Origin of the sequence: Aureimonas sp. SA4125 (genome assembly GCF_019973775.1) — a bacterium.
In the GTDB taxonomy this organism is placed as follows: Bacteria; Pseudomonadota; Alphaproteobacteria; order Rhizobiales; family Rhizobiaceae; genus Plantimonas.
This window is the reverse complement of record NZ_AP025032.1, coordinates 2,617,370-2,642,698: the sequence shown is the minus strand read 5'-3', so window position 1 is coordinate 2,642,698 and position 25,329 is coordinate 2,617,370. Positions and strand designations below refer to the sequence as shown.

The window sequence follows — 25,329 nt, the reverse complement described above, 5'->3', positions numbered from 1 at the left end:
GACGGGTTCAAAAAATCCGGTGATCTCGGAATCGGGTCAGTTCTGCCGGAATGCCGGGAGTTCGCGCCGCAGGCGCAGCGGGGCTCGCGGTCGGCAGGAGCCCTGCGACGCGCGTTGCCATCTGCGTCGGCTGTTTAAGGCTGGAGATGACGGCCGGTTGCCCGCCGGCGGAGCCGCGGGGTTTCGGCCGCCAGTCCGACGCTGCGCCTCGCAGAGAGGGCGGAGGCCTTCCCTGCGCCGGGATGGCATCTCGATTGCTCCGTCGCGACGTGCGCAGGGCGCTTTGACTTGGGCAGGAGTATTGGCGGGCGGCGGATGATCCGACGCCGGCGATGCCGGGATTTCAGGCGAAGCTGAATATCGGGCTAGAGATTCTCGAGCGTCTCGCGCAGTTGGACCGAGGCGAACTCGATCGCGAGGCCTTCTTCCAGATGACGTACGACGCGGCCCTGCATCTTGCCGATGATGATCCGCGACCCGATCGTCGGCCGCACGGAAGACTGCACGGCGGCGCCGGACAGGGAGAGATCGATGATCCGCACCTTGTATTTCCGGCCGTCGTCGAGGGTGATGTCGATGAAGGGGTTGCGCGGCTGGATGCGCTCGTGGCGACGGTCTTCCGGCAGGTCGAGTTCGTGGCGGTTGGCGAGCCAGGTAAGCTGGGCCGCGAGCTTTTCGCGCTTGCGGTCCGTACCGCGCACGGTCATGGCGAAACCGCCTGGGAAGACTCGCGAGACGTCACCTTCGAGGCGGCCGACATGGTCGGCATAAAGGATGACACGCTCCCCGGTCTTCGGCGTCACCGGCGTCAGCACCGAGACGTCGCCCGGAGACATCGTATCCACCCGGCAGGGGTATTCGCTCTGGTTCTCCAGCATGAACCGGCCGAGCAGATCGACGTTGACGCGTTGAAAGCGGCGTCGTTCGTCGATGGCCACGGGTTGGGCGATGGCAGTGTTCTGCATGGCGGGACCGCTGACTTCGAGATCCGCGATGCGCGGAATCATGCCCGTAGAACCTAGCGTCGGAAGGTTAACGGCCCGTGCATGCCAAGGGTCGGGCCGTGGGCCGGGGGCGGAATCGAAGGATGCCCGGATCATGTTGTTCGGTCGGGCAAAGCTGCTATGTCTCGCCGGCGCATGTCCGCACGCTGGGCGCGGGATCTCCGACCTGGGTCCCCGCCAGCGACGGTATCGGCTGGAAAACGCGTCGGCGCACCGGTACCCGGTCGGGATGCGAGGCGGGGTCCGGTGCGACCCGTCCGCGCAAGGAGGATGACGGCATGAGCAACGACGATTTCCCGCCTGTTCGGGTCAATCCGCCGGCTTTCAACGTGCCCGGCGTGGTACTGGCGGCGATCCTTGCCTTCACGCTTGTTCAGGCCCTGCGCAGTTTCGTCCTGACGCCCGATAGCGACGACTGGCTGATCACCGAATTTTCCTTCGTCGCCGCCTGCTACAGCGAGAATTGCGCGGAATTCTTTGGTCGCGATCCCGGTGCCCAGTTCTGGTCGCCGCTGAGCTATGCCTTCCTTCACGGCGACTGGATGCATCTCGGCCTGAACGTCATCTGGATGCTTGCCTTCGGCACGCCGGTCGCGCGCCGGCTCGGCAATGCGCGTGTCATCGCCTTTTCCGCCGTCGGCGCCATGATCGGCGCTCTGGCCTTCTATGTCTCCAGTCCCGACCTGATGGTGCCGGTGATCGGCGCGTCGGGCATCGTCTCGGCGCTGATGGGCGGAGCCTGCCGCTTCGCGCTCGGCTCCGTCGGACGTCCTCTGCCGGCCGGTGCCGACCTGCCGCTGCTGTCGATCCGGCAGGCCTTGTCGGACCGGACGGTCATCTTTTTCATCGTCATTTTCTTTGCCACCAATCTTCTGACCGCCTCGGGACTGGGCGGCTTTCTCGACGGAGGAGCCTCGGTCGCCTGGCAGGCGCATCTCGGCGGCTTCGTCTTCGGCTTTCTGGGTCTCGCCCTTTTCGAGCCGCACCGTCGACAGCCCCTGGCGCCCCGAGAAGCCATGGAAGAAGACGACTTGCGGTCGGCCGCCGACTGACGCACGATCCCCGTCTAGGACTGGACGGGAGGATGGTCATGACGGTGAGAAAAATACTCGAGGAAAAAGGTCGGGACGTCTTCACCATGGATCCCGACGCGACGCTGGTCGAGGCGGCCAAGGCCATGGCGCAGAAGCGCATCGGCGCGATCGTGCTGCTCGACGAAGCTGGCGATCTTGCCGGCGTCCTGTCCGAGCGTGACATCGTGCGGGTGGTCGGGACACGCGGGGCGGACTGCCTCGGCGAGCGCATCGCGTCGGTCATGACGGTGGAGGTCGTTACCTGCAGCGAGGACACGACGGTCAACGAAGTGATGGAGATAATGACCCGAGGTCGGTTTCGGCATCTGCCGGTCATCCAGGCGGGAAAGCTGACCGGCATGGTCTCGATCGGCGACATCGTGAAGCGTCGAATCGAGGATGCCGAGCGCGAGGCCGAGGAGATGCGGAGCTACATCTCCACCTCCGTCTAAAACGGGACGGCTTTTCTTCAAAAAGCCGTCCCGCTTTCGTTCTTTGTTTGCGCATGATCTCTCTCCGAAAGCCGGAAGCCACCTTTCGGGATCATGCTCTAGCGGTCCGGCAAAGACGGACGGGGGAGGGGCGCGACGTCGGTTGTCGCCCGACTTTTCAGGTGGCGACGTAGCCCTCGGTGACGCGCATGAGCTCCGGCAGGCGCCGCATGGTCTCCTCATAGCCGTGGGCGATGGCCTCGTCGGCGCGGAAGAACTCGGACATCCCGATGTCGCGGACCCTGGGATGCAGCGAGAGGTCGGGCGGATCGCCGGCAAGGCGCGAGCGCGAAATGCGGTCCTGAACGATGTTGAAGGCGTCCGCCATGGAGCGGGTGATGCCGAATTTATCCCGGCGCAGCGCAGCTTCCGCCCCCGCCATCTCCGGTGCAGGGTATCTTGGCTCCTGAATGTGCGTCGTGGCGGGCGAGGCGCGCATCCGGACGACGGCGGCCCGGCCAAACAGGTCATAGTTGAGATTGACCGCGACCACGAGCTGCGCCTCGTAGGCGCGGCAGACCGAGACCGGGACCGGATTGACCAGCGCCCCATCGACCAGCCGCCGCTCGCCGCAGATGACCGGCTCGAAGACACCCGGCAAGGCGTAGGAGGCGCGCATTGCGAGGATCAGGGAGCCGGAATCGAGCCATACTTCGTGCCCGGTGCGGGCTTCCGTGGCGACGCAGACAAGCGGCCGGTCGAGGTCTTCGATCAGAAGGTCCTGAAGCTGGTCGACGAGGCATCGGTTGAGCCGCATGCCGGCCAGGAGCCCGGAGCCGCCGAAGCGGACGTCGAGGAAGCGGATGAGGCCGCGACGGGTCAGGGACCGGGCGAAATCCTCGATCTCGTTCAGCCGGCCGGCGAGGTAGCAGCCGCCGACGAGGGCGCCGATCGAGGTGCCGGCAATCATCGAGATGTGAATATTGGCTTCATCGAGCGCCTTCAGGACGCCGATATGGGCCCAGCCGCGGGCCGCGCCGCCGCCAAGGGCCAGTGCGATCTTGAATTTGGGTTTCGGCACCGCGGAAAGGCGCCCCGTCTCGGCAGTCGGTACCGGCAGGGGCTGGTTCTCGGCACGCCTGAAAACTCGTTCCAACATGGTTGACCGTCCTGGGCCGCCGCCGTGATCGACGTTGGGTAGAGTTTAACCCCGATAGTTTGCTGCAAACTTAAGCAATCAGCGAGCTCTTTGGTCGACCGGGCTGGTGTCGCCGGCAAAGACCAGGGTGCGCCCGTCGCCGCCCCCCGGCATTTCCCGAAAGAAGCAGGTCGTGCGGTGGGTGTGGCAGGTCTCTTCCGGCCGTTCGACGTCGACCCTCAGCCAGACCGCGTCCTGGTCGCAGTCGATCCGGATTTCGCGAATGATCTGAAGGGCGCCCGACGTCTCGCCCTTCTTCCAGAGGCTCTGGCGCGAGCGACTGAAATAGTGGGCGGTGCGGGTCGCGATGCTGAGATCGAGCGCCTCGCGGTCCATGTGGGCGACCATCAGCAGCATGCCCGTCGTGAAATCGGTGACGACGGCAGTGACGAGGCCCTTGTCGTCGAAGCGCGGCGCCAGGATCGTGCCGGCCTCCTGCTCGGCGGGCGATGCGAAGGGAGCCGCAAAGACCGGGCCGGTCATGCCTTGCTGCGCACCATGTCGAGGAAGCGGGCGCGCTCGGCCTTGTCGTCCTTGAAGATTCCGTAAAAGGCGGTCGTGACGGTCGTCGACCCCTTGGTCTTGATGCCGCGCATCGACATGCAGAGATGCTCGGCATCGATCATGACGGCGACGCCCTTCGGCTTCAGGACGTCCTCGATCGCGGCGGCGATCTGCGCCGTCATCGTTTCCTGCGTCTGCAGGCGGCGGGCGAAGATGTCGACGACGCGGGCGATCTTCGACAGGCCAAGGACGCGACCGCTCGGGAGATAGGCGACGTGCGCCTTGCCGATGATCGGCACCATGTGGTGTTCGCAATGCGAGTGGAAATCGATGTCGCGCACGAGGACGATGTCGTCATAGCCCGCGACCTCGCCGAAGGTCCGGCCGAGAACGTCGGCAGGATCGAGCGTGTAGCCGCCGAAAAGCTCCTCATAGGATTTGACGACGCGGGCGGGGGTTTCGATCAGGCCCTCGCGTGTCGGGTCGTCGCCGCCCCAGCGGATGAGTGTGGCGACGGCTGCCTGCGCTTCTTCGCGCGTCGGACGCCTGAGGCGACCGTCCGCAAAGCCTTCGGCCATCTTCCTGACGATCGCGTCCATGAGACTCTCACACCACAGCGCCTGGCCCGAAAGAAAGAAACACCGTGTCTCCGGCTTCTCGCGAGGGTATCAGGACGCTCAATAACAATGACGCGCCACGAGGGATTCAAACTGCGGGCGCAAGGATCAGCAGCCTCCTTTTGAAGGCAGGCAATTCTCCCTATATACGTATCGTCGGCGGCTTTGTAGAGCGCCGACCGGCAATTCGGCTTGAGGACGCGCACCGTGATCGACGACATCTACAACGCCAAGATCCTCGACTATGCCGGCAACATTTCGCGCATCGGTCGCCTCGCTGCGCCGGATGCCAGCGCGACCGCGCATTCCAAGCTGTGCGGCTCGACGGTGACCGTCGACCTCGTGGTACGCGATGGCGTCGTCGCCGATTTTGCTCACGACGTGAAGGCCTGCGCACTCGGTCAGGCCTCCTCGGCGATCATGGCGAAGGCCATTGTCGGGTCGACACCGGAGGAACTGCGAGCGGTGCGCGAGGACATGCGCCGGATGCTGAAGGAAAACGGCGTCCCCCCGACGGGACGTTTCGGGGACCTGAAATATCTGGAGCCGGTGCGCGACTACAAGGCCCGGCACGCCTCGACCATGCTGACCTTCGACGCGGTCGACGACGCTCTCCGGCAGATCGAGGCCAATCATGGCGGAGCCGTTGCCGCAGCCTGAGCCCCCGAAGGTCCGTTCCCTGTCCCGCAATTTCGACGGGCCCTGGCGCAAAACACCCGGACGACTTCTCGGCGTCGGCTTCGTCCGGCTGTACCAGCTGACCTTCTCCGGCTTCGTCGGCGGAAACTGCCGCCACATTCCGACCTGCTCCGAATACGGCTACGAGGCGATCGCCCGGCACGGGCTTTTGCCCGGCGGCTGGCTGACCTTGAAGCGCGTCGCCCGCTGCGGACCGTTTGGCGGGGCGGGGCTCGATCCGGTGCCGCGTGGGAAGGATGACGTTGCCTCGCGGTGAAGAGCGACATAGATTTGATCTATCGAAGGAGCCGAAGTCGTGATCAAGCCTCTTCCCCCGATCGTTCTTTGATCGCTCGCCATCCGGCATATCGCCGGGCACGGGTTGAAATCCGGGCCGCGAAACGACGTAGCCGACGGTAGATCGTCTGCCGAACGGCCCGTGCCAGTCGCGGCTCGCACTCATCTCCTATACGGTCACTTTCTTTGAACAGGAGCATGAGCTTCTGAATCGCTTCCAGCTTGCGCTCTGGCTGGAGCAATCGAAAGTCTTCCGAACGCAATGCTTCAAGCGTGGCCTGGATGGATTTCTGCGTCTCGAAAAAGGCAATGACATCGCGACTGGTGTATCGACCGAGCGCCGAGAACTCGTCTGAGTCGCTGCGAAAGACGGACGGTGCGGAATCGCCCATCACGACAAAGAGGAAGTAGTTCGGATCGCTTGTCAGGCGCTGGGCGATGATACCCGTATCGAGCGCATGCTCGAGCGACTGGTGAAAGGCCTTGTTCGATGCGCGGGTGCGCCGGATTTCCTCGAGAATATTGGTATAGAGGAAATCCTGACGCTTCAGCCAGCGATATGCCGAGACGGCTCCGGTGACCAGTTGCTGAACCACCCATATGGCGATGGGGAACACCAGAGATTTTGTCCAATCGTAGCCCTCGGCTTCCGGCATCCGCCTCTCCAAAGCTCCGTCCGCGGGTTCTTTTCCAAATAAATGAAGAATATGACGCAAGGGAATGTTGTGCAATCTGCCGACGGCAAACAGCCGAGATCGGCTGCGACGCTTGTCTGACGGGATGGGGATGCTAAAGACCCGTCCACAGCCGAAGACTCGGCCACAGCGATCACAGTGCTTTCCCGCGTGGTAGGCGGGGCTGAGCAGAAAGGAACAGCGATGATCGACGTCACCTTCCCCGATGGATCCGTCCGGCAGTTCGATGCGTCCACCACGGGTGCGGCCATCGCCGGGGGCATCTCGAAGTCGCTGCTGAAGAAGTCGGTCGCCTACGCGCTCGATGGCGAGTTGCGCGATCTCTCGGATCCCGTCGGCCGCTCGGGCATGCTCGAAATCGTCACCCGCGAGGATCCGCGAGCCCTGGAGCTCATCCGCCACGACGCGGCGCATGTGATGGCGGAAGCGGTGCAGGAGATCTGGCCGGGGACGCAGGTGACCATCGGTCCGGTGATCGAGAACGGCTTCTACTACGACTTCGCCAAGGAGACACCCTTCACGCCCGAGGACCTGCCGGTCATCGAGAAGAAGATGGCCGAGATCATCCGCCGCAACGCGCCGTTCAAGAAGGAAGTGTGGACGCGGCACAAGGCGAAGGAAGTGTTCGCCGCCAAGGGCGAGACCTACAAGCTCGAACTCATCGACATGATCCCCGAGGACCAGGAGCTGAAGATCTACAGCCAGGGCGACTGGTTCGATCTCTGCCGCGGGCCGCACATGGCCTCGACCGGCCAGATCGGCGAAGCGTTCAAGCTGATGAAGGTCGCCGGCGCCTACTGGCGCGGCGACAGCGACAACGCCATGCTGACGCGCATCTACGGCACGGCCTGGCGCACGCGCGAAGAGCTCGACGCCTACACGACGATGCTGGAGGAGGCCGAGAAGCGCGACCACCGCCGGCTCGGCCGCGAGATGGACCTCTTCCACTTTCAGGAGGAGGGACCGGGCGTCGTGTTCTGGCACCCCAAGGGCTGGTCGCTGTTCCAGGATCTCACCGCCTACATGCGCCGGCGCCTCCTCGGCAACTATGCCGAGGTGAACGCGCCGCAGGTGCTCGACAAGTCGCTGTGGGAGACCTCCGGCCACTGGGGCTGGTACCGCGAGAACATGTTCCAGGTGACGTCGGCCGGCGACGAGACCGAGGACAAACGCGTCTTCGCGCTGAAGCCGATGAACTGCCCCGGCCACGTCATGATCTTCAAGCACGGCCTGAAGTCCTACCGCGAGCTGCCGATCCGTTATGCGGAATTCGGTTTGGTGCACCGCTACGAGCCGTCTGGCGCCATGCACGGGCTGATGCGCGTGCGCGGCTTCACCCAGGACGACGCGCATGTCTTCTGCACCGACGCGCAACTGGCCGCCGAGTGCCTCGCCATCAACGACCTGATACTGTCGGTCTATCGCGACTTCGGCTTCGAGGAAGTGGTGGTCAAGCTCTCGACGCGGCCGGAGAAGCGCGTCGGCTCGGACGCGCTCTGGCACCGCGCCGAAAGCGTGATGACCGGCGTCTTGAAGCAGATCGAGGAACAATCGGGCGGGCGCATCAAGACCGACATCAATCCGGGCGAGGGCGCCTTCTACGGCCCGAAGTTCGAGTACACGCTGCGCGATGCCATCGGCCGCGAGTGGCAGTGCGGCACGACGCAGGTCGACTTCAACCTGCCGGAGCGGTTTGGCGCCTTCTATATCGATGCGGAATCGAACAAGACGGTGCCGGTGATGATCCACCGCGCCATCTGCGGCTCGATGGAGCGCTTCCTCGGCATTCTGATCGAGAATTTCGCCGGGCACTTCCCGCTCTGGATGTCGCCGGTCCAGGTGGTCGTCGCGACGATCACGTCGGAGGCGGACGACTATGCCCGCGAAGTCGCGGCGGAACTGACGGCGCTCGGGCTTCGCGTCGAGACCGACATCCGCAACGAGAAGATCAACTACAAGGTCCGCGAGCACAGCCTGGCGAAGATCCCGGTCCTGCTCGTCTGCGGCAAGCGCGAGGCCGAGGAGCGGACCGTCAACATCCGCCGGCTCGGCTCGCGCGACCAGACCGCCGCAAGTCTCGCCGAGGCGACGGCGATGCTGCTCGAGGAAGCCATCCCGCCGGACATCAAGCGCCAGCGCGACGCGCGGGCGGCCAGCCAGAAGACAGCCGAACTGCAATGACATGACGGCATGGGCGCGCGGCGGCTGAGAGGCAGAAAGCCGATGCCGCCGCGTCACACCGGTGTCATCGCGGGCCTGCTATAGCCCGTCGTCTCAGCAGGTTGGGTTGGATGACCAAGCGCTACACCGAATTGACCTATGCCCGCCCCGACGATCGCCTGTTCCGGCGCTGGGCGATCCGCTCGATCGAGGAATTGTCCGGACGGCGCAAGCTCGCGCGCCTCTACGGCGTCTGGCGGAGAGATCTTGTCGCCGGGCGCGGCGACGCCTTCAACGCCATGCTCGACCTGATGAAGATCCGGCTCGAGATCGGCGGGCGCCTGCCGGCGGTCCTGGCGCTGCCCGAACGGCTGGTCATGGTCGCCAACCATCCCTTCGGCATCGGTGATGGGATCGCCATCCTGGCGCTGGCAGAGCGGCTCGGCCGGCCGTTCCGCATTCTGATCAACAACGACCTCATGAAGATCCCGGAAATGTCGGCCTATGGCCTGCCCGTCTCCTTCGAGGAGACGAAGGCGGCTCTGGCGATGAACATGGAGACGCGGCGCGAGGCGCTGCGGCTTCTGGCCGAGGGAACGACGATCATCGTCTTTCCCGCCGGCGGCGTCGCCACGGCACCGACCATGTTCGGTGCCGCCGACGATCTGCCCTGGAAGCAGTTCACCGCGCGTCTCGTCCAGACGGGCAGGGCGGCGGTGCTGCCGATCCATTTCGAGGGCCAGAACGGCCCGCTTTTCCATCTCGCCAGCCGGCTCTCGCTGACACTGCGGATCGGCCTGCTGATCGGCGAGTTCCGGCGCCAGTACGGACGGGCCATCCGCGTCACCGTCGGCGACGTCATCGGCTTCGAGGAACTCTCCGGCATCGGCTGCCGCAAGCAGCTGACCGAGCGGCTGCGCGAGTCTGTGTTCGCCCTTGCCGGGGTTGGCGTCCCCGTTCCCGGGCCGGTCGCGGCAGGCTGACCTGTCGCTGATGAGGACGCGCAGACGGTTCGGGTGGCTGTGGCCGCAAGCGCCGCGACGGGCATGGACAGGCTCTAACGCCGCTGGCCACCGGGGCTGTGAAGACTTGCCCTGTCATCTGCACTCGACGAACTCTCCGGAGGACCCGGCGCTCCACACGACGCACCGGGGTCTTGTCGCCTGGCAACCTGCCAGCAGGAGCCCGATGATCAGCACGAGAGCCATTCGTTTCAACTTCAGGACACTCCATCCAGTGCCGGCCTGAGGCTATAGACAGGGACGGTGTGTGGTCGCCATCGACGGCCTGCACGTCACCTCCAGGGCGTCACGCTTGGCACCATCGGCTTGCGCGCATCACCGCTCGGCGTCAGTCGCCGGAGCCCTGGCCTGTTTCAGGCGCGGCGATAATGTCTGAGGTCAGCACCTCGACATCGGTATTTACGCCGGCCTGCACCGTGAAATCGCGCTGGTACATGCGGTCCTTGTTCTTTGCGACGATCAGGTATTCGCCCTCTTCCAGAACCATCGAGGGGAACGCGCCGACGCTCTCGCGGATGACGTCGCCGGAGCCGTTGGTGACCGACCAGGCGGTATCGGCGATCGCCTCGCCGCCGGTCTCGCGAACAAGTTTCATGGTCAGCTGGGCCGCATGATGCTGCAGCGTCACGTCGGTGATCTTGCCTGGCTCGACCTTGATATCGGCGCGCACGACGGCATTGACCGATCCGAAGGTGGAGGCGACGTGGTAGGTTCCCGCGTTCAGCTGGACAGTCCTGCCCGGCGGAATGTCCTCGGCGATGAGGATGCGGTCGCGCTCGTTCGGCGCGTCGCTGTAGATGTCGAAGCTGAGCGCCTCGGCCGGGATGGGCACATCGCCGACGGCGATGGCGTGCAGCTTCAGCCCGCCGGCGTTGAGAACGACGACCTCGCGTGTCTGCTCGCCGTCGAAGTCGATGCGTTTGGTGATGCCGGCCCGCCCGAATCCGACGTGGAGAAGGTAGCTGCCGGGCGCGACGTCGAAGGTCGCCGCCCCACCGGCGGCCGTTGCCACCAGCGGCAGCTTGCCGTCGGGGGCTTCGATGGGGGCGAAGAGGCGCCATACCAGTCCCGCCGGCACCGGCTCGCCATCGTCCGAAAGCTTCGCCTCCAGAACGAGCGCCTTGCGCAGTCGGATGCTGTCGAGCGTCGGCAGGGAAGGTGTCGGAGCATAACCGGGAAGGCTGGGTAGATTGAGGCGGGGAGCGTTCCCCAACCCGCTCATGTCGGGAAGAGCGATCGGATTGAAACGCTCGAGGGTCCGCGGTCCGGTCAGTCCGACGACGCCGGGTCCCGAGGCTTCGGGGATCGCATCGGGCGAGGCGTAAGCACCGCTCGGCTGATCGCCTGAGCCGAGAAAATCCCTGAAGCCACCGATAAGCCCGCCGTCGGGCGCCTGCTGGGCAAAGGCCGGGCCTGCTGACGCGCAGGAGAGGGCGAGCAGCGACGACATCGCCAGGGCGCAGCCGCGCCGAGTGGTGGTGCAAAGGAAGGTTCGGGCCATCGGCATTGTTTGAACGACAGATCATGGCTGAATTCAAGCGCATGGTGCGGGGTGCGCGGGATTGGCCGATCTTCGCACCGAAAATGCTGCCAAGGGCTTTGCAATCGACCGGGCGGCAGTTAGCTCAGAGGAAACCAGAAGGATAACGCCTCTTGTCCGACATCACCCGCGCTCTCGAGACCCGCCGTTCCGTCACCATTCCGGCGCTGCAGCTGCCGGCGCCCGACGCCGAGCAACTGGCGACCATGCTGACGATCGCCGCACGCGTGCCCGACCACGGCAAGCTCGCGCCTTGGCGGTTTATCCTGTATCGCGGCGCCGTCGCGGTGAGCATCGGCAAGGCGTTGGTCGCTCTGGCCGAATCCCGCGAGGGACCCCTCAGCGAGGTTCGACGTGACGCCGAGGAGCGACGCTTTTCCCGGTCGCCGCTTGTCGTCGGCGTCGTCTCGACGGCGCGGCCGCATGTGAAGATTCCCGAATGGGAGCAGGTGCTCTCGGCAGGCGCTGCGACGATGAACCTGATCCACGCCGCCCATTCGATGGGCTTTGGCGCCAATTGGGTGACCGAATGGGTCGCCTACGACGATGAGGCCAAGCGCATTCTCGGAATCTCGGCCGACGAAAAGACGGTCGGCTTCATCCATGTCGGCACGCCGATCGAGCCGCCGCAAGACCGGCCGCGTCCGTCCCTGGCCGACATCGTCACCGATGCCGTCGCGCCGGCCGGGAGCGACTGACGTGTTCTACCGCACCGCCGACAACCGACATGGGCTGCCGCACGACCCCTTCAAGGCGATCGTTTCGCCCCGGCCGATCGGCTGGATCTCGACGCGCGCCCTGAACGGCGACGTGAACCTGTCGCCCTACAGCTTCTTTTCCGCGGTCTCCGATCGGCCGAAGATGGTGATGTTCTCGTCGGCCGGGATGAAGGACAGCGCGACCTTCGCGATCGAAAGCGGCGAGTTCGTCGCCAATCTGGCGACGCGCGATCTCGCCGCGGCGGTCAACCGCAGTTCCGCCCCGGCGCCACGCGGGACGAGCGAGTTCGCCATCGCCGGACTGACCGAGGTGGCGTGCGAGATCGTCGCGGCGCCGCGCGTCGGCGAATCGCCGGCTGCGCTGGAATGCAAGGTGACGGAGTGGTTCTGGCCGAAGGGACTGGACGGCGCGCCGTCTGAAAACGTGATGGTCATCGGTCAGGTGGTCGGCATCCATATCGACGAACGGATTCTCGTCAAAGGCATGATCGACCCGGCTCTTGCCCAGCCGCTCGCGCGCCTCGGCTATCTCGACTACGCCGCGACAGACAGCGTTTTCCAGATGGCCCGGCCACGTCTCCCCGACGGCACCGACGCCTGAGGGTAAACGCGCCCGTAAGAAACAAGGTGAACGAAGTCTAAACCTTTGACCGGCATCCTCGTGGCATGAAACGGAGCCGCCCGAGGAAATCGTACGCATGATCACGCAGGAGTTCGTCCAGTGGTGCCAGAGCGCCAACAGCCGGGAGCGTGCCGAGGCGATCTCGATCTTCGCCCACTCGCTGCTGGAGGGAGAGCTGTCGGGACACCAGCGCCGCGAGGTGATGGATGTCCTGACGATAGCGCTCGACGATCCCTCGCCGAAGGTCCGCATGGCGTTGGCTGAGGCGCTGGCGGCGTCCGACCGGGCGCCTCGCCAGCTCGTCCGCGCGCTGGGCGACGACGTGGCGGAAGTGTCCGGTCTCGTCGCCGCCCTTTCGCCCGTTCTGACCGACGGGGATCTCATCGACATCGCCGTCGAAGGTAGCGGTGTGCAGCACGAAGCCGTCGCCGGGCGGCCGGGTCTCTCGGCCCATGTCGCCGCGGCCCTTGCCGAGATCGCCGACGGCGTCGCCTGTGCCATCCTCCTCGCCAATCGCGGTGCCCGCATCGGAGCGGCCACGCACCGTCGGCTGGCGGAAAGACATGGGGCCGACGGCAGAGTGCGCGCGCTGCAGCTGCAGCGCGACGACCTGCCCGTCGATGTTCGCCAGATGCTGGTTCTGCAGCTCGCGCAGGCGCTCGGATCCACGCCGCTGGTGCTTAACGCCCTCGGTGACAGGCGCACGCAAGGTGTGGTCAATGCCGCCTGCGAGCGCTCCACGGCTCTCTTGGCGGATCGCGTCCAGCCGGATGAGATGGCGGGGTTGATCGAGCATCTGCGCAGCAGTGGACAGATCACCACCGCCTTCCTGATCCGCATCGTCTGCAACGGCAATATCGATCTTTTCGCCGCCGCGCTTTCGGCTCTCTCCGGGCTCTCGGGCCGACGGGTGCGGGCCATCGTCGTCGACGGGCGGGAGGCTGCCTTCGACGCGCTGATCGCGACCTGCCATCTCTCTCCCGCCGCCGGCGTCTTCCTGCGGACGGCCGTGCAGATCTGGAAGCAGGCAATCACGCGGCAGGCGGCGTTCGATCTCGACGCCGTCGCGGCCGAGGTGATGAGCCGTCTCGTCGGAATTTTCGCCGAGCGCCGCGACGAGGCCGGCTTTGCCGCCGTCACCGCACTTCTCAGCCGCCTCGAGGCCGAAAGCCTGCGCGGCAGCCGGCGCGATCAGGTGGACCGCCTCGCGGCCTGATCAGTATCGGAACTGTTCGGCAAGGATCCGTTCGTCCCAGGAGTGATCCTGGTCGAAGAGGACGAGGCTGCGCGCCGTCCGCGACTCGTGAATCGACACCCTCAGCACCGACTTGACCTCGGTATGGTCGGCCACGGCGTTCACCGGGCGCTTTTCCGGCTCCAGCGTCTCGATCATCACCGTTCGCTGATTGGGAATGAGGGCACCGCGCCAGCGCCGGGGGCGAAACGCGCTGACAGGCGTGAGCGCCAGCAGCGGCGCGTCCATCGGGATGATCGGGCCCTGGGCCGAGAGATTGTAGGCGGTCGAACCGGTCGGCGTCGCCACCATGACGCCGTCGCAGATCAGCTCCTCCATCCGCACCTTGTCGTCGATGAGGATTCTCAGCCGTGCGGCCTGGTAGGACTGGCGGAAGATCGAGACTTCGTTGATGGCGAGCGCCCGGTGTTCCTCGCCATCGCTGTCGGTGGCGATCATTTCCAGCGGCCTGATCTCGTTCTCCACCGCCGCCGAGAGCCGGTCGTGCAGATCCGTTTCGCGGAACTCGTTCATCAGGAAACCGATGGTGCCCTGGTTCATCCCGTAGATCGGAATGCCGGTGCCCATGAATCGGTGCAGCGTCTGCAGCATGAAGCCGTCGCCGCCGAGAGCCACGATCACGTCGGCCGTGTCGGGCGGATGGTTGCCATAGAGGGCCACAAGGCGCGCCGCAGCGCTTCGCGCCATCGGCGTGTCGCCAGCGAGAAAGCAGATCGAGGCGGCGCTGCGCGGCATGGGTCTCTTCCTTCACGCAGCCGAGGCCGCCATTGCGCGCAACTTAGGGGCTCGCGCTGGAAACGAACAGCCGTTCTCCGTACCGCTGTGGAAGATGCGCGGGGAACGGGAGCGGAGGCGTTCGGGTGCCGCGGTACTCAGGCGACCGGGCTGACCAAGGGGTCGCCGCGCATATGAGCGCGGAGATTGGCAACCACCACGGCGGCCATCGCCGCGCGGGTCTTGTGCGTCGCGCTTCCCTGATGCGGCGACAGGACGACATTCGGCAGGCCAAGAAGCTCCGCCGGGACATTGGGCTCGTCGGCAAACACGTCGAGGGCGGCGCCGCCCAGGGCCCCCGTTGCCAGAAGCTCGACCATCGCCGGCTCGTCGACGAGCGAGCCGCGCGCCATGTTGACGAGCGTGCCCTCCGGCCCGAGCGCCTGCATCACCTCGCGGCTGACGATGCCGGTCGTCGAGGCCGAACCGGGCGCGATGACGACGAGCCAGTCGACATCCCGCGCCATGGCCACGAGATCGGCATAATAGGGAAAGGGTTCGTGCTCCTGGCGCTGGCGGCCGTGATAGACGACGTGCATCTTGAGCACCTGCAGCCGGCGGGCGATTTCCTTGCCGATCCGGCCGAGCCCGAGAATGCCGACGGTGCGGCCGGTGAGTTCGGGTGTCAGCGGGAAGTTGCCGCTTGGCCAGAGGCCATCGCGGACGTAGCGGTCGGCTTGCGGAATGCGGTGGCAGGCGGCGAGCATCAGCGCCAGGGTCATCTCCGCGACGCAGTCGTTGAGGACGTCGGGCGTGTTGGTGACCCGGATATTGTGGCGCTTGGCGGCGGTGATGTCGACGGCATCGTAACCGACGCCGAAGGAGGCGATCAGTTCGAGTTTCGGCAGCGCCTCCATGATCTCGGCCGAGCAGCCGTAGTGGCCTGAGGTGGCGACCAGCGTGGCTCGGTCGGCAATCTCGGCGAGAAGCGCCGGCTTGTCCTCTGCCTCCCAGTAGCGGTGGACGATCACGTCCTTTTCGATCTCGGTGGTGGCCGCTGAAGCGAGCGGGCCGACCATCAGGAGTTCGCGGCGTTCCATGGCGTGTTCCTCAGAATTTCATGCGACGGGTGACAGGCGGCCTTCGCGGCCCATGCCGTGCCCTTGTCAGGCAGCGACGCCGCCATTGCGACGCCGCAGGAAGGCAAGGAGGATCGGCGTGCACCAGATCAGGATGGTGAAGATCCCAAGCCCGGCGGCGATCGGGCGCTCGAAGAAGGCGAGGAAGCTGCCGTCTGCCTTGATCATCGAGGTGATGAAGTTCTGCTCCAGCATCGGCCCGAGCACGAGACCGAGAATGGCCGGAGCGATGGGAATGTCGTTCTCCTCCATCAGAAAGCCGAGGATGCCGAAGATCAGCATCAGGATCACCCCGAAGATCGAGTTGTTGATCGAGAACGAGCCGACGATGCAGAACATCAGGATGATCGGCATCAGCACGCGGCTGGGTATCGCGAGGATGGTGCCCGCTCCCTTGATGGCCACCCAGCCGAGCGGCAGCATGATGAGGTTGGCGAGGAAGAAGACGATGAAGATGGCGTAGATCAGCTGCGGCGAGTTGATGAAGACCATCGGGCCGGGATTGATGCCCTTGATGTAGAGCACGCCGATGACGATGGCCGTGATCGAATCGCCGGGAATGCCGAAGACGAGCGCGGGAATCCAGGCTCCGCTGACGGCGCCGTTGTTGGCGGCGCCGGATTCGACCAGACCCTCCACATGGCCGGTGCCGAACTTTTCCTTCTGTTTCGAAAAGCGCTTGGAGATCGCATAGGAAATCCAGGCGGCGATGTCGGCGCCGGCGCCGGGCAGGGCGCCGATAGCGGTGCCGACCGCGCTGCCGCGTAGGACCTGGACGGGGTAGCGGCGCAAGTTCTGCCACTGGCTGCGGAAGATGCCGCCCTGACCGCCCCTGGCGATCGGTGGCCGGTCGACGCGCAGCACCACCGCGCGAAACACTTCGGAGATCGCAAAAAGGCCGATCATCGCCGGAATGAACTGCACGCCGCCGAGGAGATCGACGTTGCCGAAGGTGTAGCGCGGCTCGCCGGCCGGGTTGTCGATGCCGACCGTGGCCGCGAAGAGGCCGATGACCAGCGAGATCAGGCCGCGCGGCACGGAGCCCGGCGAGATGAAAATGGCACAGGAAAGGCCGAGCACGACCAGCCAGAAATACTCGAAGGACGAGAATTTCAGCGCGACCTCGGCCAGTGCCGGGGAGGCGGTGACGAGGATGATGGTGCCGAAGATGCCGCCGATGGCGGAGAAGACCAGGGAGGCGCCGAGCGCTTCCTCCGACCTGCCGCTCCGGGTCATCCGGTAGGCATCCTCGACATAGGCGGCGCTGGCCGGCGTTCCCGGCATGCGCAGAAGCGCACCGGGAATGTCGCCGGCGAAGATCGCCATCGCCGTCGCGGTGACGATCGCGGCGATGGCCGGTACCGGCTCCATGAAGAAGGTAATCGGCACGAGGAGCGCCGTCGCCATGGTGGCGGTCAGGCCCGGGATCGCACCCACGAACATGCCGAAGCAGGCGGACCCGAAAATGACGAGGAGGACGTAGGGCTGAAAGACCAGCCCGAAAGCTTCTGCGACGATGGACATGAACGCCTACCAGAGAAAGCCGAGAAAGGCGTTGCGGGGGAGCGGGACGAGGAGCAATCGGCCGAAGGCCTGCTGCACGACGACGGCGGCGGCCAGCGAGACAAGGATCGCGGTCACCGGCTTCACCCGCAAGGTCAGCATGAGAACCAGCATGACGCCGAAGGCCATGGGTACGAAGCCGATGGCATCGGAGAAGAGGATGTAGACGAGGATCAATGCGATCGCCGTCGCCAGTCCGCCAAGCGCCGCGGGCGAGCGGGTCCATTCCGCCAGGGCCATCCCGGGCCGGCGCGTGCCAACCGCAAGGCTGCGTCCGATCATGAACAGGCCGAGGCCGAGGCTGAGGAAGGCGATCGTCTTCGGCATCGTCTCGGCACCGTAGGACTGGCCGGGAATGGGCGAGAACTGCAGGGCGGAGGCGTAGATCGCGATGCCCGCCAGAAGGACGAGAAACCCCAGTGTCAGGTCGTTCAGTTTCATCGAGATGCTCTCTGAAGGGGAAGAGGCGCCCGCGCCGGATCGAGTCCGGCGCGGGTCGGCCGCCTGTCGGCGGACCAGCGCGTCCCTTACTGCTTGGCGAGACCGGCCTTGGCCATCACCTCGCCGAGGCTCACATCGTCGTCGGCGACGATCTTCGTCGCTTCCTCGCCGCGCGCCCAGCGCATGCCGAAGCCGCGGTCCTTCATGAACTTCTGGTATTCCGGGCTGTTGTAGGCCTTCTCGATCGCCGCGCCGAGCTTCTCCTCGACGTCATCGGGGAGACCCTTGGGACCGACGATGCTGCGCCAGACCGCCCAACTGAAGTCGGTGCCAACCGCCTCCTTGGTAGTGTCCGCGCTCGTGGTGGAAATTCCGACATTGAAAGGTGTGGCTGAGGCGGTCACCGGATAGGGCGGCTAAGGTGGAGTTGCGAGACTTCAACCTGACCGGAGAACCCGATGACCGAGGACAGACTACCGCTTGCCGAGCTTTTTGCGAAAGCCGGGGACGGCGATTTCCTGAGAACGATAGCCGAGAGCGTGATGCAGCTCCTTATGGAGGTCGACGTTGAAGGCATGATCGGCGCCGGGCGCCACGAACGGACGCAGGAACGGGCGACTTATCGCAATGGCTACCGCGACCGCTCGCTCGACACGCGGCTCGGCTCGTTGCAGCTTCGGATACCCAAGCTTCGGCAGGGCAGCTACTTCCCGCCGTTCCTGGAGCCGAGAAAGCTCTCGGAGAAGGCCTTGGTTGCCGTCATTCAGGAAGCTTGGATCAGCGGCGTTTCCACCCGGCGGGTCGACGATCTGGTACAGGCCATGGGGCTGTCGGGGATCGGCAAGAGCACCGTATCGAAGCTGTGCAAAGACATCGACGAACGCGTCGGCGGCTTCCTCGACCGTCCTCTCACTGGCGACTGGCCCTACCTCTGGCTGGATGCGACCTACCTGAAGCAGCGCGAGGGTGGACGCATCGTTTCGGTCGCCGCCATAATCGCCGTGGCCGTGAACACGGACGGCAAGCGCGAGATCGTCGGCCTTCACATCGGCCCCTCGGAAGCGGAGACGTTTTGGTCGAGCTTCCTCAAGAGCCTCGTGCGCCGCGGCCTGTCCGGCGTGAAGCTCGTGATCTCGGATGCTCACGAAGGGCTGAAAGCCGCCATTCGCCGGGTGTTCAGCGCCTCCTGGCAGCGCTGCCGGGTGCATTGGATGCGCAACGCCCTGTCGTATGTCCCGAAGGCGCAGCAGAGCATGGCGGCGGCCGCGCTGCGCCAAGCCTTCGCCCAGCCCGATCGTGCTAGCGCCAGCCAGGCGCTGCGCCACGTCGCCGACCAGCTTCGGGGAAAGTGTCCAAAGCTCGGGGCCTTCATCGACAACAGCGAGACCGACGTGCTGGCGCACATGGATTTTCCCAGTCAGCACCGGACCCGGATCCATTCGACGAATTCCCTGGAGCGCCTGAACAAGGAGGTGAAGCGGCGTGCCGACGTCGTCGGAATCTTCCCGAACGAGGGATCCATCATCCGGCTCATCGGCGCCGTCCTTCTCGAGGCCAACGACGAATGGCAGATCCAGAACCGCTACATGCAGACCGAACCCATGGCCGACCTCATGGCCATGGGCAACACTGCAAAACCCGAACAGATTTCCACCGAAGTCGCCTGAAACGGAGCCGCTTCAGCTACACTCAATTTCCACCACGTTGACGGACACGACCGCCTCCTTCAAGGTTGGAGTGTCCGGGAAGAGTTCCTGGCGCTCGGGCGACATCGAGGCCAGCGGAAGAACGCGCTTGGCGTCGATCATCGAGCGTCCCTCGGCCAGCGACGACGGTACGATATCGACACCGCCTGCGACCATGTCGGTGATGCCGGGGGCAGCGCCCTGGCTCGGGACCCAGGTCACCTGATCGGCGGGAAGGCCCTCGGCTAGCATCCAGCCGGCAAGGCCGAGATGCCAGATGCCGCCCTGGCCTGTGCCCGAACCCTTGAACGTGCCCTTCGGCTGGCTCTTAATCGCCGCCAGCAGGTCCGCGGCGGTCTTGTACTCGGAATCAGCCGACACCATCAGGCCGCCGGGATCGGAATTGACCACGGCGAGGACGTCGAAATCCTTGTAGGTGAGCTCGGTCAGGCCCTGCCAGTGCATCATGTCGATCTCGATCGTCATGACGCCGATGGTGTAGCCGTCAGGCGCGGCCGTCGCGATGGCGCTGTGGCCGACGACGCCCGAGCCGCCGGTGCGGTTGACGACGTTGACGGGCTGGCCGAGTTCCTGCTGCAGCAGCGAGGCGAAGACGCGGCCGACCGCATCGGTTCCGCCGCCGGCACCCCAGGGAACGATCATGGTGATCGGCCGATTCGGATAATCGGTCTCGGCTTGTGCATTGCCGAGCAGTCCGGTGCTCAGAATGGTGGCGGCAACCGCCATGACGGTGAGTTTGCGCATGGATCCTCCCAGATCGCTGTCTGTGTCCGGCCGGTCTGGCCTTTGGTCCGGCCGAACTCTTGACGGTTCGTTCCGCATGTCTCCCGGTCCGCGAGGTCGCGTCCAAGAATTCCAACTATTGTGGCAGCGCTGCCAGCTGTCAACGCAAGGGCTTGGCGTTTCTTCAGCTTTAAGGTCGAGAGGCGCCACCCAGGCGGGTATTCACCATTTTACGCGGAAAGGCGACGGAGGGATGGCCGGGGATTGCGATCCAAGCCGCACAAGTCTGCCCCGTTCCTCGATAGTCTCGTCCGACCTCCTGCGATGGCCCGTTGCGACGGTGCGATCCACTTCCACGCCGCTGCTGCCAAATACCGGCGCTCCTGCCGGAAACAGAGCGCCGGGAGGGCCGCGGATATCGTGCGTCGTGCTCGTCGCGATCAGTCGCTGGCGCCGAGAGGCGCCTGCACCGTGGGCGGCACCGCTGCTCTGCGCCGCACGGCGAAGACGTGCCAGGCGATGAAGCCGGCGCTGATCAGGAAGCCGAGCTCATCCGTCACCGGCAGCGCCGCGACGAGCATGAGGGCGCCGGCAGCCGCCACGACACGCTCCCACCAGCGCAGCGGGATCATGAGATAACCGATGGCGGCGGCTCCCCAGAGGCCGATGGCGAGACACGCCTTGAGCAGGATATAGGCGACCGCTGGCCAATAGCCGATCTCGGCGGCGAGCGGGCCGCCGTCCTGAAGCATCAGCGCCGGGGTGTAGACCGCCATGAACGGCACGACGAATCCCGCCGTGGCGACCTTCAGCGCCTGGAAGGAAATCTGGAGGCCGGACGTCTTGGCGATCGGCGCGGCCGCGAAGCAGGCGAGGGCGACGGGCGGCGTCAGGTCGGCGAGGATGCCGAAATAGAAGACGAACATGTGCCCGACGATCAGGGGAACCCCCAGCTCCAGCAGGGCGGGGCCGGCAACCGAGGCGGTGATGATGTAGTTCGGGATGGTCGGGATGCCCATGCCGAGGATGATGCAGGTGATCATGGTCAGCACCAGCGACAGGAACAGCGAGGTATCGCCGACCGAGACGATGAACTGGCCGAAGGTCGTGGCGACGCCGGTCAGGGTCATGGTGCCGACGATAATGCCGACAATGGCGCAGGCGATGCCGACGGTCAGCGCCGTCTTGGCGCCCTCCGACAGGGCGTCGCGCGCCAGCGCCAGTGTCTCGCGGCCCCCCCGGAAGACCGCGCAGACGGCAACGAGGACGATCAGGGCGACCAGAACCGGGAGAATGCCATACTGGAAGAAGGACGCAGCAGCGAGGCCGAGCACGATCCAGAAGGCATAGCGCAGCGCCTTCGCGGGAATGTAGGCCGCGAGCGGCGAGCCGAGGATCAGGAGGCTGGTGAGCGCGAGCGCGATCGTTCCTGCGTAGAGCGGCGTGTAGCCGGTGAAGAGAAGCCAGACGAGGACGGCAAGCGGCAGGAGAAGGTACCAGCCGCGCTTCAGGGCGGCCATCGGCGAGGGCAGTTCGGCCCGGGACAGGCCGACGAGGTTCCGCTTGCCGGCCTCCAGATGCACCATCCAGAAGCACGAGGCGAAATAGAGGATGGCGGGAATCAGCGCGGCCTGGACGATCGCGGCATAGGGCACGTCCAGCGTCTCGGCCATGATGAAGGCGACGGCACCCATGACCGGCGGCATGATCTGGCCGCCCATCGACGCGGTCGCCTCGACGCCGCCGGCAAAGGCGGCGCGGTAGCCGAAGCGCTTCATCAGGGGAATGGTGAACTGGCCTGTCGTGACGACGTTGGCGACGCCCGAGCCCGAGATCGTGCCCATCAGCGCCGAGGAGATCACCGAGACCTTCGCCGCGCCGCCCTTGGCGCTGCCGACGAGGCCAAGCGAGACGTCGGTGAAGAGCCGGATCATGCCGGCGCGCTCGAGGAAGGAGCCGAACAGGATGAAGAGGAAGATGTAGCTCGACGAGACGTAGATCGGGGTGCCGTAGATGCCCTCGGTGCCGAAGGCCATGTGGTCGATCACCTGGTCGAGGCCATAGCCGCGGGTGACGAAGGGGGAGGGCAGGTACTCGCCGAACAGGCAGTAGGCGAGGAACAGGCCGGCGATGATCGGGAGAGCCGCACCCATGATGCGCCACGTCGCGATGAAGATCACGACGAGCGAGATGATGCCGATGACGGTGTCCTGGGGCAGCGGCATGCCGGCGCGGAAGATCAGCGCCTTGTATTCCCACCACTGGTAAGCGGCGACGGCCGCGCCGACGAGCCCGAGGGTCCAGAACAGGGTCCGCACCGGCCGGCTCTCGTTGCGGATCACCGCGATCAGGGGCAGGCCGAGCAGGCAGAGAAAGCCGACATGGACGGCGCGAACGATCTGGCTCGGCAGGTCCCAGAGATGGGCGGCGGTGACGATCTGGAAGACGGAGAAGACAAAGGCGATCCAGAACAGCAGCCGCCCTTCCGTCGTCGCGGGAAAACCGGAGGACAGGGGATCGTGCAGTTCGGTCTCTGGATCGCGCATGGCCTCGACGGGGCGTTCGGCAGTCGTCGTCATCGCAAGGGTTCCTCGCCGGACAGGGACGGAGCCGCCGTCATACGCAGGCATTCGTTGTTGTGTACAGGCCGCGGGCGCTGCCAGAGGAGCGCCCGCGGCCTGGTGGATGCAGCCGTCCGGGAAGGCCTAGAGCAGGCCGGCTTCCTTGTAGTAGCGCTCGGCGCCGGGATGCAGCGGCACGGGAAGGTTCTTCGCCGCGGTCTTCGGGTCGATGGCCTTGGCGGCGTTGTGCGCGGCGACGAGGGCAGGCAGGTTCTCGAACATCTGCTTGGTCATCTGGTAGACGAGTTCCTCGTCGACCTCGCTCGACGTCACCAGCATGTTCGTGATGGCGATGGTCGGGATGGCCTCGGTCTGCCCATCATAGGTGCCCGCGGGAATTTCGGCGGCATCGAACGGCGCGCCGAGCTTGGCGGGAATGTCGGCGGGAACGGCGACGAAGTTGATCGGAACCGAGGAGGCGAGATCCCGAATCGAGGCGACGCCGAGGCCGGCGGACTGGAGCGTCGCGTCGAGCTGGCGGTTCTTGATCAGTTCGACCGATTCGGCGAAGGGCAGGTATTCGGTCTTGCCGAGGTCGTCATAGGTGATGCCGGCGGCGCCGAGAATGGCGCGGGCATTGAGCTCGGTGCCGGAGGCGGGCGCGCCGACCGACAGTGCCTTGCCTTTCAGGCCGGCGAGGTCGGTGATGCCGGACTCCCTGGAGGCGACGATCTGGATGTAGTTCGGATAGATCGCGGCGATGGCGCGCAGCGTCTCGACCGGTGCCGGGAAGCCCGCATCGTTGTCGCCCTCGACCGCCGCCTTGACCGAATCGCCGAGCGCAAAGCCGATCTCGCCGCGGCCCTGCTGGATCAGCTTGATGTTCTCGACCGAGGCCTTGGTCGCCTGGACCTGCGTCTTCACGCCGGGAATGTTGTCGCTGTAGACCTTCGCCAGCGCGACACCGAGCGGATAGTAGACGCCCGAGGTGCCGCCCGTCAGGACGTTGATGAACTGCTGCGCCGACGCCGGCGCCGGTGCAAGGGCGACAGCTGCGGCGAGCGCACCTGCGAGCCTTGTGGCGGCAAGTTTCTTGATGAACATGGGTTTTCCTCCCGAAATCGATGGGCCGGCGCGTGGTCGTCCGGCGGCTGGTGGCTTCCCGCATGGGCGGCGTCGCCCTGTGCCCAGACGGAATCATTCACAAGTCGGATCCTCCGAGCCAACCCATGCAGTCGGCGGAGCCTAAGGGGGGGAGGCGGTTTTTCCAAGCAGGAATTAGGTCTGGCTGGTCGCTCGGTGCGCCCTTCACGGGTTCCGCAGCTCGGCCGTCAGCGCGGGAGCGCGGATGCAGCTTCCATTGTGTCTTTGATGGACCGGGCGGCCATGGCATAGCCGCCCGAGGCGCCGTCGACGAAGTGGACGTGATCGCTGCGGGTCGGCGAGGGGACGAAGCAGGTCATCAGGGCGGCAGCCTGACGGTGGGTGCCGAAGACGACGATTCCGTCATCCGCCGCCCTTCGCAGCCGTGCCTCGATGCGTTCGGCAGCATTTTCCGTGCAGTCGAGCGTCATGCGAAGACCATCGTCGAACTTGCGGAAATCCGAGTTGCGCACGAGTTGGGCAAGATAATGCATGGGATCGAAGCCGCCGATCCGCCGCCGGAAGCGGAAGATGAGATGGGCGATCACCATGCGCAGGCCGACCCGTATCGCCGAGAGCGCCAAGGGGCGAGCGGTCCGAGCGCCCGCCGTCTTCGCCTCCGCCAGAAGACTGTCGACCCGCAGGGCCTGCTGGGGCCCGCCCTGGGGCACGGGGTTGCTGCTGCCCGCTGCCTCGTCGGCGATGGCGAGCAGGTCGGAGACGACGCTGGCATAGCCGCCATTTCCAGCCCCTTTCGGCATGGCGATCAGGGACAGGATGACGCCGTTCCGGGCCGGGATTTCGGAAAAGCGGCAGGAGAGGCCGGTGAGATCAGGGCCGATGCCGTCGGTCGCCGGAGGGATGGCGTCGTCGCCGGCCTTCATCCGTGCCTCGCCCCAGGCCAGTCCTCCCCCGGAGAACATCGCATAAGACACATCGGGCGAAACGGCGAAGCGGGCGAGGCGCAAGTCCAGGCCGGCGCGGCGGATATCCTCGACGGACACCATCGCGGTGCGCATCGTCAGGCCGAAACTCGCGGTGATCCAGGCGGCCGTCCGCGCCAGTGCCTGCCGCCCGACCGCTTCGTCGTCCGGTGCGAGCGCGAAGCTTGCGCCGTCACCGCCGAAGACGAAGGGCAGAAGCTTGCCAGGAAGAGCATTGGAAAGCGCTGCAATCACCGCGGCGGCGGCCGTGTTCACTTCCTTGTACCGACCGGCCCCGATAGCCTCTGTGGACTGGACGATATCGGCCAGTCCCAAGACCCAGCCATCCGGTACCGGCGCATAGGTCGCGGGATCTGCAAGGCGGGCGAAACTGTCGAAGCTCGGCAGGCGGGCATAGAAACCGGGGTCGTCCCGATCCGTCCCACTTTCGGTCGCCAACGTCATGCGCGATTCCTGCCATGCCTTTTGTGTCCGCCGCCAATGGCAAAGCGTCTCCGGCGACCAGACGTTCCCAAGCCGCGCGGGGTTTCGGCTTGCCGGTCCGCCTGATGTTCACGGCCGGGCCAGCGCCGCACTTGCC

25 protein-coding genes are annotated in these 25,329 nt (G+C 65.6%); 10 read left to right on the top strand and 15 right to left on the bottom strand.

Features of this window, described 5'->3' with window-relative positions; translation table 11 throughout:
* Positions 1 to 365: 365 nt before the first annotated feature.
* A complete protein-coding gene (locus tag Sa4125_RS12320; RefSeq protein WP_224007773.1) occupies positions 366 to 965 on the bottom strand; it encodes a PilZ domain-containing protein in 600 nt (199 codons plus the stop codon).
* A 317-nt stretch (positions 966 to 1,282) separates the two neighbouring features.
* Between Sa4125_RS12320 and Sa4125_RS12315 the strand changes: the two genes are divergently transcribed.
* Positions 1,283 to 2,056 (top strand): rhomboid family intramembrane serine protease, encoded by a 774-nt coding sequence (locus tag Sa4125_RS12315; RefSeq protein WP_223998364.1) that lies wholly within the window; start codon positions 1,283 to 1,285, stop codon positions 2,054 to 2,056.
* Positions 2,057 to 2,094: 38 nt separating this feature from the next.
* On the top strand, positions 2,095 to 2,529 hold the full coding sequence (locus Sa4125_RS12310) for a CBS domain-containing protein (protein WP_223998363.1): 435 nt from the start codon (positions 2,095 to 2,097) through the stop codon (positions 2,527 to 2,529).
* Positions 2,530 to 2,686: 157 nt separating this feature from the next.
* On the opposite strand, the gene Sa4125_RS12305 is transcribed toward Sa4125_RS12310, so the two are convergent.
* The 3 genes from Sa4125_RS12305 to folE form a co-directional block, all read right to left on the bottom strand.
* Positions 2,687 to 3,667 (bottom strand): patatin-like phospholipase family protein, encoded by a 981-nt coding sequence (locus tag Sa4125_RS12305; RefSeq protein WP_223998362.1) that lies wholly within the window; start codon positions 3,665 to 3,667, stop codon positions 2,687 to 2,689.
* A gap of 78 nt (positions 3,668 to 3,745) precedes the next feature.
* The gene (gene hisI, locus Sa4125_RS12300) at positions 3,746 to 4,189 is read right to left on the bottom strand and encodes a phosphoribosyl-AMP cyclohydrolase (protein ID WP_223998361.1); all 444 of its coding nucleotides are present in this window, start codon (positions 4,187 to 4,189) and stop codon (positions 3,746 to 3,748) included.
* The gene (folE, locus tag Sa4125_RS12295; RefSeq protein ID WP_223998360.1) at positions 4,186 to 4,809 is read right to left on the bottom strand and encodes a GTP cyclohydrolase I FolE; all 624 of its coding nucleotides are present in this window, start codon (positions 4,807 to 4,809) and stop codon (positions 4,186 to 4,188) included. The genes hisI and folE overlap by 4 nt, the downstream gene beginning before the upstream one ends.
* Before the next feature lie 225 nt (positions 4,810 to 5,034).
* Here folE and Sa4125_RS12290 point away from each other — a divergent pair, with 225 nt between their 5' ends.
* Together Sa4125_RS12290 and yidD are read left to right on the top strand one after the other, a co-directional pair.
* Positions 5,035 to 5,487, top strand: a complete 453-nt coding sequence (locus Sa4125_RS12290; RefSeq protein ID WP_223998359.1) for an iron-sulfur cluster assembly scaffold protein — start codon at positions 5,035 to 5,037, stop codon at positions 5,485 to 5,487.
* Positions 5,462 to 5,782 carry a membrane protein insertion efficiency factor YidD gene (gene yidD, locus Sa4125_RS12285; protein ID WP_345944270.1) on the top strand — a complete coding sequence of 107 codons (321 nt, stop codon included), beginning with the start codon at positions 5,462 to 5,464 and terminating at the stop codon, positions 5,780 to 5,782. The genes Sa4125_RS12290 and yidD overlap by 26 nt, the downstream gene beginning before the upstream one ends.
* A gap of 43 nt (positions 5,783 to 5,825) precedes the next feature.
* On the opposite strand, the gene Sa4125_RS12280 is transcribed toward yidD, so the two are convergent.
* Positions 5,826 to 6,458: a hypothetical protein gene (locus Sa4125_RS12280; protein ID WP_223998358.1), complete on the bottom strand. Its 633-nt coding sequence runs from the start codon at positions 6,456 to 6,458 to the stop codon at positions 5,826 to 5,828.
* 222 nt (positions 6,459 to 6,680) lie between these two features.
* Here Sa4125_RS12280 and thrS point away from each other — a divergent pair, with 222 nt between their 5' ends.
* Together thrS and Sa4125_RS12270 are read left to right on the top strand one after the other, a co-directional pair.
* Complete coding sequence (gene thrS / locus Sa4125_RS12275) at positions 6,681 to 8,678, top strand: threonine--tRNA ligase (protein WP_223998357.1); 1,998 nt, start codon at positions 6,681 to 6,683, stop codon at positions 8,676 to 8,678.
* A 110-nt stretch (positions 8,679 to 8,788) separates the two neighbouring features.
* Positions 8,789 to 9,640: a lysophospholipid acyltransferase family protein gene (locus tag Sa4125_RS12270; RefSeq protein WP_223998356.1), complete on the top strand. Its 852-nt coding sequence runs from the start codon at positions 8,789 to 8,791 to the stop codon at positions 9,638 to 9,640.
* 367 nt (positions 9,641 to 10,007) lie between these two features.
* On the opposite strand, the gene Sa4125_RS12265 is transcribed toward Sa4125_RS12270, so the two are convergent.
* Positions 10,008 to 11,180, bottom strand: coding sequence for a hypothetical protein (locus tag Sa4125_RS12265; protein ID WP_223998355.1), 1,173 nt, complete (start codon positions 11,178 to 11,180; stop codon positions 10,008 to 10,010).
* A gap of 152 nt (positions 11,181 to 11,332) precedes the next feature.
* Between Sa4125_RS12265 and Sa4125_RS12260 the strand changes: the two genes are divergently transcribed.
* The 3 genes from Sa4125_RS12260 (at position 11,333) to Sa4125_RS12250 (ending at position 13,776) form a co-directional block, all read left to right on the top strand.
* Positions 11,333 to 11,917, top strand: a complete 585-nt coding sequence (locus Sa4125_RS12260; protein ID WP_223998354.1) for a nitroreductase — start codon at positions 11,333 to 11,335, stop codon at positions 11,915 to 11,917.
* Between the two features lies 1 nt (position 11,918).
* Positions 11,919 to 12,539 carry a flavin reductase family protein gene (locus Sa4125_RS12255; protein WP_223998353.1) on the top strand — a complete coding sequence of 207 codons (621 nt, stop codon included), beginning with the start codon at positions 11,919 to 11,921 and terminating at the stop codon, positions 12,537 to 12,539.
* A 97-nt stretch (positions 12,540 to 12,636) separates the two neighbouring features.
* Positions 12,637 to 13,776: a DUF2336 domain-containing protein gene (locus Sa4125_RS12250; RefSeq protein WP_223998352.1), complete on the top strand. Its 1,140-nt coding sequence runs from the start codon at positions 12,637 to 12,639 to the stop codon at positions 13,774 to 13,776.
* On the opposite strand, the gene Sa4125_RS12245 is transcribed toward Sa4125_RS12250, so the two are convergent.
* From Sa4125_RS12245 to Sa4125_RS12225, 5 genes are all read right to left on the bottom strand, one after another.
* Complete coding sequence (locus Sa4125_RS12245) at positions 13,777 to 14,550, bottom strand: NAD kinase (RefSeq protein ID WP_223998351.1); 774 nt, start codon at positions 14,548 to 14,550, stop codon at positions 13,777 to 13,779.
* Between the two features lie 137 nt (positions 14,551 to 14,687).
* Positions 14,688 to 15,629, bottom strand: a complete 942-nt coding sequence (locus Sa4125_RS12240) for a 2-hydroxyacid dehydrogenase (RefSeq protein ID WP_223998350.1) — start codon at positions 15,627 to 15,629, stop codon at positions 14,688 to 14,690.
* 66 nt (positions 15,630 to 15,695) lie between these two features.
* The gene (locus Sa4125_RS12235; RefSeq protein ID WP_223998349.1) at positions 15,696 to 17,192 is read right to left on the bottom strand and encodes a tripartite tricarboxylate transporter permease; all 1,497 of its coding nucleotides are present in this window, start codon (positions 17,190 to 17,192) and stop codon (positions 15,696 to 15,698) included.
* A 6-nt stretch (positions 17,193 to 17,198) separates the two neighbouring features.
* Positions 17,199 to 17,672 carry a tripartite tricarboxylate transporter TctB family protein gene (locus Sa4125_RS12230; RefSeq protein WP_223998348.1) on the bottom strand — a complete coding sequence of 158 codons (474 nt, stop codon included), beginning with the start codon at positions 17,670 to 17,672 and terminating at the stop codon, positions 17,199 to 17,201.
* An 86-nt stretch (positions 17,673 to 17,758) separates the two neighbouring features.
* Positions 17,759 to 18,076, bottom strand: a complete 318-nt coding sequence (locus tag Sa4125_RS12225; protein ID WP_223998347.1) for a tripartite tricarboxylate transporter substrate-binding protein — start codon at positions 18,074 to 18,076, stop codon at positions 17,759 to 17,761.
* A 54-nt stretch (positions 18,077 to 18,130) separates the two neighbouring features.
* Here Sa4125_RS12225 and Sa4125_RS12220 point away from each other — a divergent pair, with 54 nt between their 5' ends.
* The gene (locus Sa4125_RS12220; protein WP_223998301.1) at positions 18,131 to 19,339 is read left to right on the top strand and encodes an IS256 family transposase; all 1,209 of its coding nucleotides are present in this window, start codon (positions 18,131 to 18,133) and stop codon (positions 19,337 to 19,339) included.
* Between the two features lie 12 nt (positions 19,340 to 19,351).
* Here the strand turns inward: Sa4125_RS12220 and Sa4125_RS12215 are convergent, their stop codons facing one another.
* From Sa4125_RS12215 to Sa4125_RS12200, 4 genes are all read right to left on the bottom strand, one after another.
* A complete protein-coding gene (locus tag Sa4125_RS12215; protein WP_223998346.1) occupies positions 19,352 to 20,122 on the bottom strand; it encodes a tripartite tricarboxylate transporter substrate binding protein in 771 nt (256 codons plus the stop codon).
* A 419-nt stretch (positions 20,123 to 20,541) separates the two neighbouring features.
* The gene (locus tag Sa4125_RS12210; protein ID WP_223998345.1) at positions 20,542 to 22,680 is read right to left on the bottom strand and encodes a TRAP transporter permease; all 2,139 of its coding nucleotides are present in this window, start codon (positions 22,678 to 22,680) and stop codon (positions 20,542 to 20,544) included.
* A gap of 126 nt (positions 22,681 to 22,806) precedes the next feature.
* Positions 22,807 to 23,766 carry a TAXI family TRAP transporter solute-binding subunit gene (locus Sa4125_RS12205; protein WP_223998344.1) on the bottom strand — a complete coding sequence of 320 codons (960 nt, stop codon included), beginning with the start codon at positions 23,764 to 23,766 and terminating at the stop codon, positions 22,807 to 22,809.
* Positions 23,767 to 23,993: 227 nt separating this feature from the next.
* The gene (locus Sa4125_RS12200) at positions 23,994 to 25,193 is read right to left on the bottom strand and encodes a DUF3095 domain-containing protein (RefSeq protein ID WP_223998343.1); all 1,200 of its coding nucleotides are present in this window, start codon (positions 25,191 to 25,193) and stop codon (positions 23,994 to 23,996) included.
* Between the last annotated feature and the right edge of the window lie 136 nt (positions 25,194 to 25,329).

Coding starts and splice junctions, on each gene's coding strand:
- Sa4125_RS12245 (WP_223998351.1), bottom strand. CDS start 14,550: ATGCCGCGCAGCGCCGCCTCGATCTGCTTTCTCGCTGGCGACACGCCG.
- Sa4125_RS12265 (WP_223998355.1), bottom strand. CDS start 11,180: ATGGCCCGAACCTTCCTTTGCACCACCACTCGGCGCGGCTGCGCCCTG.
- Sa4125_RS12320 (WP_224007773.1), bottom strand. CDS start 965: ATGCAGAACACTGCCATCGCCCAACCCGTGGCCATCGACGAACGACGC.
- hisI (WP_223998361.1), bottom strand. CDS start 4,189: ATGACCGGCCCGGTCTTTGCGGCTCCCTTCGCATCGCCCGCCGAGCAG.
- Sa4125_RS12230 (WP_223998348.1), bottom strand. CDS start 17,672: ATGAAACTGAACGACCTGACACTGGGGTTTCTCGTCCTTCTGGCGGGC.
- Sa4125_RS12250 (WP_223998352.1), top strand. CDS start 12,637: ATGATCACGCAGGAGTTCGTCCAGTGGTGCCAGAGCGCCAACAGCCGG.
- Sa4125_RS12270 (WP_223998356.1), top strand. CDS start 8,789: ATGACCAAGCGCTACACCGAATTGACCTATGCCCGCCCCGACGATCGC.
- folE (WP_223998360.1), bottom strand. CDS start 4,809: ATGGACGCGATCGTCAGGAAGATGGCCGAAGGCTTTGCGGACGGTCGC.
- Sa4125_RS12310 (WP_223998363.1), top strand. CDS start 2,095: ATGACGGTGAGAAAAATACTCGAGGAAAAAGGTCGGGACGTCTTCACC.
- Sa4125_RS12215 (WP_223998346.1), bottom strand. CDS start 20,122: ATGCGCAAACTCACCGTCATGGCGGTTGCCGCCACCATTCTGAGCACC.
- Sa4125_RS12210 (WP_223998345.1), bottom strand. CDS start 22,680: ATGACGACGACTGCCGAACGCCCCGTCGAGGCCATGCGCGATCCAGAG.
- Sa4125_RS12220 (WP_223998301.1), top strand. CDS start 18,131: ATGACCGAGGACAGACTACCGCTTGCCGAGCTTTTTGCGAAAGCCGGG.
- thrS (WP_223998357.1), top strand. CDS start 6,681: ATGATCGACGTCACCTTCCCCGATGGATCCGTCCGGCAGTTCGATGCG.
- Sa4125_RS12235 (WP_223998349.1), bottom strand. CDS start 17,192: ATGTCCATCGTCGCAGAAGCTTTCGGGCTGGTCTTTCAGCCCTACGTC.
- Sa4125_RS12240 (WP_223998350.1), bottom strand. CDS start 15,629: ATGGAACGCCGCGAACTCCTGATGGTCGGCCCGCTCGCTTCAGCGGCC.
- Sa4125_RS12305 (WP_223998362.1), bottom strand. CDS start 3,667: ATGTTGGAACGAGTTTTCAGGCGTGCCGAGAACCAGCCCCTGCCGGTA.
- yidD (WP_345944270.1), top strand. CDS start 5,462: ATGGCGGAGCCGTTGCCGCAGCCTGAGCCCCCGAAGGTCCGTTCCCTG.
- Sa4125_RS12205 (WP_223998344.1), bottom strand. CDS start 23,766: ATGTTCATCAAGAAACTTGCCGCCACAAGGCTCGCAGGTGCGCTCGCC.
- Sa4125_RS12280 (WP_223998358.1), bottom strand. CDS start 6,458: ATGCCGGAAGCCGAGGGCTACGATTGGACAAAATCTCTGGTGTTCCCC.
- Sa4125_RS12200 (WP_223998343.1), bottom strand. CDS start 25,193: ATGACGTTGGCGACCGAAAGTGGGACGGATCGGGACGACCCCGGTTTC.
- Sa4125_RS12315 (WP_223998364.1), top strand. CDS start 1,283: ATGAGCAACGACGATTTCCCGCCTGTTCGGGTCAATCCGCCGGCTTTC.